Origin of the sequence: Paraburkholderia sp. CHISQ3, from assembly GCF_030464945.1 — a bacterium.
GTDB lineage: Bacteria > Pseudomonadota > Gammaproteobacteria > Burkholderiales > Burkholderiaceae > Paraburkholderia > Paraburkholderia megapolitana.
This window is the reverse complement of record NZ_JALPRG010000004.1, coordinates 39,783-50,928: the sequence shown is the minus strand read 5'-3', so window position 1 is coordinate 50,928 and position 11,146 is coordinate 39,783. Positions and strand designations below refer to the sequence as shown.

General features: G+C 65.3%; 9 protein-coding genes. 6 read left to right on the top strand and 3 right to left on the bottom strand.

The window, feature by feature from the left end; translation table 11 throughout:
* Position 1: 1 nt before the first annotated feature.
* The 3 genes from hflC to M0D65_RS10130 are packed head-to-tail and all read left to right on the top strand — an operon-like array spanning position 2 to position 4,175.
* Positions 2-1,045, top strand: coding sequence for a protease modulator HflC (hflC, locus tag M0D65_RS10140; RefSeq protein ID WP_266252553.1), 1,044 nt, complete (start codon positions 2-4; stop codon positions 1,043-1,045).
* Complete coding sequence (locus M0D65_RS10135; RefSeq protein ID WP_266252552.1) at positions 1,042-2,184, top strand: SPFH domain-containing protein; 1,143 nt, start codon at positions 1,042-1,044, stop codon at positions 2,182-2,184. Before hflC ends, M0D65_RS10135 begins: the two co-directional genes overlap by 4 nt.
* Positions 2,181-4,175, top strand: a complete 1,995-nt coding sequence (locus tag M0D65_RS10130) for a cation-translocating P-type ATPase (RefSeq protein WP_266252551.1) — start codon at positions 2,181-2,183, stop codon at positions 4,173-4,175. The genes M0D65_RS10135 and M0D65_RS10130 overlap by 4 nt, the downstream gene beginning before the upstream one ends.
* Positions 4,176-4,220: 45 nt before the next feature.
* Here the strand turns inward: M0D65_RS10130 and M0D65_RS10125 are convergent, their stop codons facing one another.
* From M0D65_RS10125 to M0D65_RS10115, 3 genes are read right to left on the bottom strand one after another with little or no spacing between them, the layout of a single operon-like run.
* A complete protein-coding gene (locus tag M0D65_RS10125) occupies positions 4,221-5,195 on the bottom strand; it encodes an alpha/beta fold hydrolase (RefSeq protein ID WP_266252943.1) in 975 nt (324 codons plus the stop codon).
* Positions 5,196-5,203: 8 nt separating this feature from the next.
* Positions 5,204-6,790, bottom strand: a complete 1,587-nt coding sequence (locus M0D65_RS10120; RefSeq protein ID WP_266252550.1) for an NAD(P)/FAD-dependent oxidoreductase — start codon at positions 6,788-6,790, stop codon at positions 5,204-5,206.
* On the bottom strand, positions 6,787-7,692 hold the full coding sequence (locus tag M0D65_RS10115; protein ID WP_266252549.1) for an SDR family oxidoreductase: 906 nt from the start codon (positions 7,690-7,692) through the stop codon (positions 6,787-6,789). Before M0D65_RS10115 ends, M0D65_RS10120 begins: the two co-directional genes overlap by 4 nt.
* Positions 7,693-7,861: 169 nt before the next feature.
* Between M0D65_RS10115 and M0D65_RS10110 the strand changes: the two genes are divergently transcribed.
* The 3 genes from M0D65_RS10110 (at position 7,862) to M0D65_RS10100 (ending at position 11,135) form a co-directional block, all read left to right on the top strand.
* The gene (locus tag M0D65_RS10110) at positions 7,862-8,893 is read left to right on the top strand and encodes an AraC family transcriptional regulator (protein ID WP_266252548.1); all 1,032 of its coding nucleotides are present in this window, start codon (positions 7,862-7,864) and stop codon (positions 8,891-8,893) included.
* Between the two features lie 103 nt (positions 8,894-8,996).
* A complete protein-coding gene (locus M0D65_RS10105) occupies positions 8,997-10,298 on the top strand; it encodes an MASE1 domain-containing protein (RefSeq protein WP_266252942.1) in 1,302 nt (433 codons plus the stop codon).
* A 21-nt stretch (positions 10,299-10,319) separates the two neighbouring features.
* Positions 10,320-11,135 (top strand): carboxylesterase, encoded by an 816-nt coding sequence (locus tag M0D65_RS10100; protein WP_266252547.1) that lies wholly within the window; start codon positions 10,320-10,322, stop codon positions 11,133-11,135.
* Positions 11,136-11,146 lie beyond the last annotated feature (11 nt).

Genomic DNA, 11,146 nt, shown 5'->3' with positions numbered 1-11,146 from the left:
CGTGAGTCTTCATCGTTCGCATGCACACGGTCACCACCACCATCACGGCGCCGACGACGATCATGATCACGGCAGCGCATCGGCGGGTGGGGGCGGCTACTACTGGCGCATCGCGCTGTGCGTGCTCTGCGTCGCTGCGGCATTCGCGGTGGCGAGTTTCATCCAGGTGCAGGCGGGCGAAGCGACGGTCGTCACGCGCTTCGGCGAACCGGTACGCGTGCTGCTGGAACCGGGGCTCGCGTGGCGGCTGCCCGCGCCGATCGAAGCGGCCGAAGCGGTCGATCTGCGCATGCATACGACGTCGAGCGGCATGCAGGACGTCGGCACGCGCGATGGTCTGCGCATCATCGTGCAGGCGTACGTTGCGTGGCGCGTGCCGGCCAACGCGAACGACGTCGGCCGGTTCGTGCGCGCGGTGCGCAACGAACCCGATGAAGCCGCGCGCCAGATCCGCTCGCTGCTCGGCTCCGCGCTGCAAACCACCTCGGCTGATTTCGATCTCGCGTCGCTCGTGAATACCGATCCGGGCCAGGTGCGTATCGCCGCTTTCGAAGAAGAATTGCGCCGGCAGGTCGACGCACAGGTCTACGCGGCCTATGGCGTGCATGTCGAGCAGGTCGGCCTCGAGCGACTGACCTTGCCGGCGGTCACCTTGTCCGCAACCGTCGAGCGCATGCGCGCGGAACGCGAGACGGTAGCCGCACAACGCACCGCGGATGGTCGTCGCGAAGCGGCACAGATTCGCTCGGACGCTGATCGCGACGCGCGCATCGCGATCGCCGATGCGAATGTGAAGGCCGCGGAAATCGAAGCGTCGTCGCGCAAGGATGCGGCAGCGATCTACGGCAAGAGCTACGCGGGCGACCCGCACCTCTACACGATGCTGCGCTCGCTCGACACGCTGAACTCGGTGATCGGCGCGAACACGAACCTGATCCTGCGCACCGATGCGGCGCCGTTCAACGTTCTGGTGCAGGGGCCTGGTGGCCTCGGCGTCGGTGTCGGTGCACCACCGCCGACGAAGAACGGCAAACGTACGCCATGAATTCGACCACCGAGACCGCCAACACTCCGTCGCTCGGACCGGGCGCCCAGGCGGTGCGCGTCGCGTTCTGGTTCATCGCGGCGATCACGGTGCTGGCTGCGTGCATGTGGGCCGCGTCGAACATCCGGCGCATTCCCGCCGACAGCCGCGCAGTCGTCATGCGTTTCGGTGCCTTCGTGCGGACTCAGGATGCAGGCTTGCTGGTCGCATGGCCGCGGCCATTCGAAAACGTGCTGCTGATACCGGGCAGTGCACGCGTGCTCGAGCAGCGCGTTACGTCGCTCGAACGAGACCCGCGCGCGAAGGCCTTCGATCCGACCGCAGCCGAGTTGGCCGCACCTGCGACGTCACTTGAAGCCGATGCGGCGGATGCTGCGCATACCGACGACGAAACAGCGCTGCTCGAGCGCAAACCGGTGTTGTCCGACGCGCTGGCCGGGTCCGGCTACGTGCTGACCGGCGACAACGGTATCGTCCAGTTGAGCGCGACGCTGTATTACCGCGTGGTCGACCCATATGCCTATGTGTTGCAGAAAGAGCGGCTCGACGCGGCGCTCGAGCGGATCGTTGCGGCCGCGGTCGTCGAAGTGACGGCTGCGCGCAACCTCGATGCGATTCTCGTTGCGCGCCCCGAGCGGTTGTCGGTGGATGCGCAGATGGCCGCGAAACGCGAACGGCTGCGTAGCGATATCGCGCAGGCCGTGCAGCGCCATCTCGACGCGTTGGCGGCGCAACACGCGGGCCTCGGTATCGAGGTAGCGCGCATGGACGTACAGGCGTCGTTCCCGGCCACAGCCGTCGATGCCTTCAACGCCGTGCTGACCTCGCTGCAAACTGCCGACCGGAATATCGCCGAAGCCCGCACAGCCGCCGAAACGATACGCCAGAACGCCCAGCAGACCGCCGATCAAACCTTGCAGAACGCTCAGGCCAACGCCACCGAACGCGTCGGCACCGCGCAGGCCGAGACCACCACGATCCTGCAACTCGAAACGCCGCTCGATAGCGAGCGCGACCCGGGCCTGCCGGCGCGCGCCTATCGCGAGCGCATCCAGCAGATTTTGTCGAAGGCGGGGCGCGTAACGACGATCGATCCGCACGATGCATCGAATCTGGTGCTGCCGGGGAAAATTCAATGAACGTGCAGAGCGAGCCCGTCGAAAGTGCGCTGGGCGATGCCGCCACGCTGGACGCAGGCGACAACGTGGACAACCACGCGGACGACAACCAACCTTCGATCGCACTGTCCGCGGCCGAACGGCGCGCAGTGACGCGACAGATCGCACTGGCGCTGCTCGCCGGCGGGTTGCTGGTGCTGTCGTTGGCGTGGCGCTATCTGGTGCCGGACGGTGCGCAACTCGCCGAGATTCTCGCTGGGCTCGCATCGCTGCTGGTCGCCGGGCCGGTGTTCGCAGGCGCATGGCACAGTCTGAAATCGCCCAGTCTGCACGGCGTCACCGACCGCCTGATTGCGCTCGCGATGCTCGCCGCGTGGGCGATCGGCGACATGACGACCGCGGCGTTACTGCCGATCGTCATGACCTTCGGCCATGCGCTCGAAGAACGCAGCGTGCTCGGCTCGCAGGAAGCGATTCGCGCACTCGGCCGCTTGACATCGGGCAAGGTGCGACGCGTGCGGGCCGACGGCTCGATCGAGGAAGTGGCCTACGAAGCGATCCGCGCGGGCGATCTGGTCGAGGTCGCAGCCGGCGCGCGGATTCCCGCCGACGGCGTCGTGCAGCGCGGCCGGTCCAGCGTCGACAACGGACCGATTACCGGCGAGTCTTTGCCGCTCGACGTCGATGAAGGGATTGCGGTGTTCGGCGGTGCGATGAATCTGGATGGCCCGCTGCGCATCGAGGTCACCCATGCCGGCGCGCAATCGACGCTCGGCAAGATCATCGAACTGCTGCAGCGAGCCGAGCAGGTCAAGCCGCCGATTACACAGGTGCTCGAGCGCTACATGGGCGCTTATCTCGCGCTCGTGCTGCTGATTGCGGCGATTGTCTGGTTCACGTCGGCCGATTCGTCGGCGATGCTCGCTGTGATCGTTGCCGCGTGTCCGTGCGCGCTCGTGCTCGCTGCGCCGTCTACGGCGATCGCGGGGATTGCGGTCGGTGCGCGGCACGGCGTGTTGTTCAGGAACGCGGCGTTTCTCGACAGGATCGCCGAAATCGATTCGCTGGTGATCGACAAGACGGGCACGCTGACGCATGGCGAGCTGCATGTGTCGAAAGTGTTCGCGCAACCCGGTGTCGATACCGCGCAAGCGGTCGGGCTGGCCGCGCGGCTGGGGGCGGGCAGTGCGCATCCGGTGAGCCGCGCGCTCGCGCGCTACGCGGCAGCGGCCGGGCACGATATAACGCCCTACGAGCGGACCCGCGAGTTGCGTGGACTCGGTGTGGTCGCCGAGACACCCGAAGGTCTAGCGGCGCTCGGACGCGCGGATCTGCTTGCGGAGCACGTCAACCCGTTGCAACCGCCTCCGGACGAGATCGACGGACCTTGTGTCGGACTCGCGTTGAACGGGAAACTGCTCGCGTGGTTCGGTTTCGCCGATGCGTTGCGCGCGGAAGCCGCCGACGCGCTCGCGAGCCTGCGCGAACTCGGTCTCGAACGACAAACCTTGCTGACCGGCGATCGCGATGCGGTGGCACACAAACTCGCCGCGCAGGTCGGGATCGATATCGTCGTCTCGCAGGCGCTGCCGCACGACAAACTCGACTACGTGATGCACGAACTCGAAGCCGGGCACCATCCGCTGGTGGTCGGCGACGGGCTGAACGACGTGCTCGCGATCAAGGCCGGCGCGACGAGCATCGCGATGGGCGAGCGGGGCATCGATATTGCGGTGGCGTCGGCCGATATCGTGCTGCTTGGCGACGATTTAAGGCGTATTCCGATGTGCATCCGCCTTGGCCGTCGCTGCCGCAGTACAGCGACGATCAATGCGGCGATCGGCCTGATCTGGACCGTCGAGATCATCGCGCTCGCCGCGTTCGGTGTGCTCGGTGCGGTGTGGGTGGCGATCCTGCATAACGTCGGGACGTTTATCGTGATCGCCAACGCGGGACGGTTGCTGCGTATCGATGAGGATGCGCCGGTGCGGGATCGTGGCAAGACGATGTGAGTTGCGAGCGGCCGAAGAATGAGTCGTGCTGCGGCGTCCCGGACGTTACGCGTTGGTGGTAGTCGCGTGAGACGCCTGTGTCGTCGTCGGCACGGTCACCAGCGTGCGTAGCCATTCCATCGTCATTTCAGGCTGCGTGATCGGTAGCATGTGGCCACCATCCACCAGATGCAGCGTCGCGTGGTCCACCTTGCGCGTTAGCGCTTCGCCGTGATGACGCCAGTCGAGAATCTCGTCGTCGCGGCCGTACAGCACATCTACCGGCACGCGCAGCGTCGGGTAACGACGTTCCTGCGCGGGCAGGTCGTCGTTCACCGCCACGAGGTCGGACGATGCCGCACGGAAACCGCGCGGGCGCAAACCCAGCAGGCCGCCGCCTTTCATCGCGAAGTCTTTCGGCGCCGCCTCGGGAGCGAACACGGCCTTCAGCGCTGCGGGACCGTTGCGGATACCGAGCGGCACCGCAAGCGTGACCGACACGATGCCGCGCACCCACGACGACGGGATCACCAGTTGAGTAAATACCCGAGGCGGCTCGATCATATGCGTGAGCGGTGCGATCAACGCGAGACGGCCGACACTGCGTGGATGGTTCAACCCGAGCGCGAGCGCAATCGCACCGCCCAGCGAATGACCGACGATCGTCGGCTTGTAGAGTCCGAGCACTTCGATAAACCGCGCGATGGTCTGCGCCTGCGCGGTAATCCCCGCCGACGAACCCGCACCGCGAACGGAATAGCCGGAGCCGGGCCGGTCCAGCACGATCACGCGATGTGTCTGTTCGAGGTCCCGTAGCGGGAGATACGCGAAGTTGTGCAACTGTCCGCTCAAGCCGTGAATGAATACGATCGGCGGGCCGTTGCCGCGGTCGACATAGTGAATCCGGTCAGCACCGATATCCACGAATTTGCCCCGTGGAGGAACCGCCTGTTCGACGCGACGTGCGACGTAGGCTGAAAACACCATGAGCCCGACGGCTACAAAAATGCAGATCGCAGCCGCGGCAATCAAGCCCAGCATCACGACCGTCATGATTGCACCTGCGCAGTCTGCTCCAGCACGGTTGCCGGCTGCTCGCGTCGCTCAAATTGCATCGCGCCGTCGCTCAGGGTTCCGAACTTCAACGATGCGAGATCGCGCAGATAGCTCTGAGGGTTATTCCATGGCTTGTGCAGCCCTTGCCGCGGCAGAATGTTCGCCGCACGCTGGATGTAGCCCGACGTCAGATCGACGGCCGGCAGCGCGCCGGCTTCGTCGTCGGGCAGCCGCGGCACGCAGCTATCGTAACCGTGCGACTTCATATGATTGATGAGCCGGCACACGTACTGCGCGATCAGCTCCGCCTTCAGCGTCCACGATGCGTTCGTGTAGCCGAACGACGACGCGAGATTCGGTATGCCGCTGTACATCATGCCTTTGTAGGAGACGGTATCGCTGAGCGACACGGGCCGTCCGTCGATGGAGACCGTCGCACCGCCCAGCATCTTGACTTTCAACCCGGTCGCGCTGACGACGATGTCGGCGTCGAGATGCTTGCCGCTGCGCAGTTGCAGGCCGGTTTCGGTGAACCGTTCGATCTCGTCGGTCACGATCGATGCCGATCCCGAGCGCACCGTCTTGAACAGATCGCCGTTCGGCACGAGACACAGGCGCTGGTCCCAGGGGTTGTACTTCGGCGTCATATGCGTGGCGACATCGAAGTCGGGACCGAGTTGCCGCGCAGCCGCCTTGATCAATAGCCGCTTGGTTTCTTCAGGCTTGCGTCGCGAGCGGTGGTACAGATAGGTCGTCAGCAACACGTTCTTGGTGCGCACGAGGCGATGCGCGAGTTTCGCCGGCAACCAGCTGCGCAGCTTGTCCGCGATCGCGTCGCGTGCGGGCAGCGAGAGGATATAGGTCGGCGAGCGTTGCAGCATGGTCACGTGCGCGGCTTCGGGAGCCATCGCCGGTACCAGTGTGACCGCCGTCGCTCCGCTGCCGATCACGACCACGCGTTTGCCCGCATACGCGAGATCGTCGGGCCAGTGCTGCGGGTGCACGACGCGGCCCGCGAACTTCTCCATATCGGCCCAGCGCGGCGCATGTCCTTCCTCATAGTCGTAGTAGCCGCTGCACATATAGAGAAACGAGCAGGTGTAGCGGATTTCGTCGGCGGCCGATGTGCCGGTTGCATCGCTGCGCTGCACGCGCACGGTCCAGCGCGCCTCCGACGAGTTCCAGTCGGCGCCGACCACGCGGTGGCCGAAACGGATCGACGAATCGATACCCAGCGCGTGCGCAGTGTCCTTGATGTAATCGAGGATCAGCCCGCCCTCGGTAATTGCCTTGTCGCCGGCCCACGGACGGAAGCTATAACCGAGCGTGAACATGTCCGAATCGGAGCGCACGCCGGGGTAGCGAAACAGGTCCCACGTGCCGCCCATCGTCTGGCGGCTTTCGAGGATCGTGAAGCGGGCCGACGGGCATTGGGTCTGCAGGTAATGGGCCGCTGCGACGCCCGACAATCCCGCACCGACGATCAGCACGTCGTAGTCGGTTTCGCTGCTGGTCGTGCGCGCTGCGCGTTGCCGTTGGTCCTGCGATGAAGCGGTACGCTCCAGGGTAGCGGGCGTCATGCGATGTCCTTGCGGGAGGGAAGAGCGGTCGACGCGGGACGCGCCGTGTGAGACTGGCCGCGGCGCTTCATCAGCTTGCGGTGAAAGCGCAGCACGTACCGCTGGTACGCGGAACCCAGCACGCGCGCGATGAGGTCCACGCGTCGTGCGTCCTGGCCGATCAGCACGCGTCGCGCGTTGCGTTCGACGCCGGCGAGTATCTGGCGTGCGGCATCGTCGGGCTGCGTCGCGTTGATCAACCGGTTGGCCTGACGCCGGTGAGCGTCCGCATCCTGTCCCGTCAGCTTCTTGATGCTGTCGTCGACGCGCGATGCCGTCGCGATGTTGGTCGCGACACCGCCCGGATGGACGCAGGTCGCGCTTACAGGAGCGCCCTCGAGTTCAAGCTCCATGCGCAGCGCTTCGGTATACCCGCGCACCGCGAACTTGCTCGCGTTGTAGGTGCTCTGCGTGGGCATCGCGATCAGGCCGAACAGGCTCGAGGTGTTGATGACATGACCCTCTCCCGACGCGCGCAAGTACGGCAGGAACGCCTGCGTACCGTGCACCACGCCCCAGAAGTTGATGCCCATGATCCATTCGAAGTCTTCGATTTTCGCGGTCTCGGCGGGGGCGGCCAGCGCTACGCCTGCGTTGTTGAAAATCAGATTGATGCGCCCGTGCGTTTGCGCTGACCGCGCCGTCCACGCGAATACCGCCGCGCGATCGGCGACGTCGAGCCGTTGCGTGGTCACGTGTACGCCATACGTGGAGCACGCCTTCAGCGTCTCGGCGAGCCCGGCTTCGTTGATGTCGCTCAACGCGAGATCGCAACCGCGCCGCGCCAGTTCGACGGCGAGACTGCGGCCCATGCCCGAGCCCGCACCGGTCAACGCCGCCACTTTCCCTTTAAAGCTCTTCATGTCGATCCTTCTGGTGAACCGTTTGATCGTCCGCAGCGATGCGCTGCGCATACCGTCCGTAGGCGCAATTGGCGATCATGGTGCCGCCGTAGTAGGAATCCCCCAATGGTGCGACGGGACAACTGCATTAGTATTTGGGCCAGATAGTGTTCTCTAAGGGTATCTCCCGATGAGCTTCTGGGACTTCACACGTGGCCCGGCGCGCACCCGTATGCTCTTCGACTACGGATGCTGGCTGGGCTTCTCCACCGCGGACATCCTCGGTGGTAGCGGTCTCTCGCCCGAGCAACTCGCTGACCCGAATGCCGCGCTGTTCGCCGAACAGGAATTGCAGGTGATCCGCAACCTGCTGAAGCTGACCGGCGCGCCGCCGCAACTCGGCGTCGAACTCGGCCTGCGATATCACTTCTCCGCGTATGGCGTGTGGGGTTTCGGTCTGATCAGCAGCGCGACGATGCGCGATGCGTTGCAGCTCGCCTTGCGCTTCCTGCCGCTGACGTTCGCCTTCACGATGATCGCGTATCACGAAGAAAACGACCTCGGCGTCATCACGTTCGGCGAACCGGATCTGGAGCGCGAACTGACACGCTTCCTCGTGGAAGGCGACATGGCTGCCGCGACTACGCTGCTCGCGGAAGTCGCTGGCCCGGACTTCCGGATCGAACGGATGACTTTCAAGGCGGAGCCGGTTCGCGGCCACAAGGTGCGAAGCGTACTCGGCGCGCCGCTGCATTACGCGGCGCCGTCGAACAGCGTCGCATTCCGGCTCGAGTATCTCGACCGGCGACTGCCGCATGCCAATCCGACCACGGCCGCGCAGTGCGAGCAGATGTGCGCCGACCTGATTGCGCGCCGACGCGCACGGTCCGATCTCTCGACGATCGTCCAGCAGTACCTCAACGTGCCCGGGCGACCTCCGCCCGATCTCGCTGCGATGGCTCGCGTCGTCAACGTGAGCGAACGTACGCTGAAGCGTCGCTTGAAGGACGAGGGCACGTCGTTCAGGATGCTGCTCGAGGAATCGCGTCGCGCGAGCGCCGAAGTGCTGCTCAAGGAACAGCGGCTCAGCATCGCGGACATTGCGGCGCAGCTCGGCTTTAGCGATGCGTCGACGTTCTCGCAGGCGTTCAAGCGCTGGCATGGCGTCGCCCCTAACGTTTACCGGCAGGCAATAGCGGGCGCACTGCAGGCGCCTCCTTGATCAATCCAGGTTCCGCGCGAAGGGCGCGCGGAGTATGCTGACACGCCAAAGTACGCCGGGTACTCCGAGTACGCTGCGCACGATTACCCTTCAGGACATCGCGATGGAAACCTCACGCTCCAGACCAGGACTCGCGGCCGCGTTGCTGTGGGCCGTGCTGTATCTCGCCGGCGGCTACATCTCGCACCTGTTCAACGGCCTGGTCCAGCAGACCGGTTATATCTGGTTGCCCGCCGGCATCGCGGTCGGCGCATTCATGCTGCGGCCCGTGCGGGAGTGGCCCGCAATTGGCGTTGCGTTCCTCGTCGCGCAACTGGTGCTGAGCGCCATCGAGCGGGGCAATCTGTTCAACGCGTTGCTGTTTGCGATCGACGAGGTCGGTGCGGCGGCGCTTGCCGTCTGGCTCGTGCAGCGCGTGCGCTTCTCGCTCGAAGGGCTGTATTTCCTGCGCTCCGTGATTCTGTCCGGGCTCATTGCGGGAGTGCTCGGGGCGCTCGGCGGGGCGGGCTGGTACGCGATCCTGAAGGGAGCATCGTTCTGGCAGGTCGGCTTCGTATGGGCCGCGTCGGACTTCGTCGGCGTACTGCTGATCACCCCGGTGCTCGCATCGTGGGCGCGCTTTCGCGCACACCGCTCGGGCGATCACGAACGGTTCGATGTGGTGCTTGGCGTCGTGACGTTCGTGCTGCTCGCAGTCGGCTCGGTCATGATCTTCAACGGCGACAGCACGGAGAAGTTCGGCCTCGGCGCAGGTTACGCGATGACCTACCTGCCGATGTTCCTGACCGTCGTGATCACGGTGCTGCTGGGCGGGCGTATCGGTTCGTTGTCGGTGCTCGTGCTGGCATTGATCGTCATCCTCCAGACGGCGCAGGGCAATGGCCCGTTCGCACTGCTCGACGAACATCACGGCCGTTCGCTGCTGGAAGCGCAACTGTATCTGGCTATCACGTCGCTGCTGGTGTTGACCGTCAGCACGTTGAAGACCAACCCAGAGCGCGCATACGAGCGCGCGGCGATCGTGCAAAACAACATGGAACTCGCGCTCGCGGGTGCCGGCCAGGTGGCTTATGTGCTCGACCCCCAGTCGGGCCGGATCGACTGGAGCGGCGACGTGCAGCGCGTGTTTGGTGTGGGCGCCAACGCGGAATCGCTGGCGAGCGTGCCGGACGTACTTGCACACGTTCATCCCGACGATCACAAGACGTTGCGCCACCACTGGCGCGTGGCGGCGGTTGACGAGAACCGTGCCGCGGTGTCGTTGCGCATCGTGTTGCCGGGCGGCGATACGCGCGTCGTCATCGATCATGGCGAACCGCTGCTCGATTCGAACCTCGACGTCACGGTGGTCGCCGGTATCTGGCAGATCGAGCGCGCGCGCCAGTACGCGGCGGCGGATCAGTAAGTCACGGAGCGCACGATCATCATGACCGGCCGCACCGGCGTTTTGCTGATCCACGGGCTCGGCGGGACGCAATACGATCTGGGTACGCTGCACAAGGCGGTGCGGCGGGCAGGCGGCGACGCGCACATGATCACGTTGCCGGGACATGGCACGCGTCCCGAAGACCTGGTCGACGTGCGCGCGGAGGCCTGGCTCGATGCAGTCACGCAACAGTATCGCGAGCTCGAGGCGCAGTACGACACGCTGCATGTGGCGGGCATGTGCATGGGTGCGCTCGTTGCACTGCTGCTGTGTCATCGCGTGCAGCACGCACGCGGCAGGCTCGCGTTGCTGGCGGCGCCCGTGTACATCGACGGCTGGTCCACCCCCTGGTACCGCGGGCTGCGCCACCTGTTGTATCTCGCACCGGGCGCCGCGGCGCGCATGCGCGTGGACGAGGGCGAACCGTTCGGCATCAAGAACCCGCTGATCCGCGCGATCGTGAAGAAGAAGTTCGAACGCGGCGACAATTTCCACTACCCGTGGGTACCGCTCGCGTGCGTGCGCCAGGTCGACCGGATGCGCGACTGGGTGCGCACGGCCGCGCCGGCAACACCGTGTCCGACGCTCGTCATGCATGCGCGTGAAGACGAACTGACGAGCCTGCGTTCGGCAGAATTCCTGCAGGCCGCGCTACCGGATGCGCGCAGTGTCGTGCTGGAGAACAGCTATCACATGATCTGCGCGGACAACGACCGCGACGTAGTGGCGCGTCATGTGCTGGAATTCTTCGGCTTCGATCCCGTCCATGCGGTGAGCCCCGCGATGGCGCGCAGGCAGGAGCAACGTACGGGTTAGCAGGTCTTCTC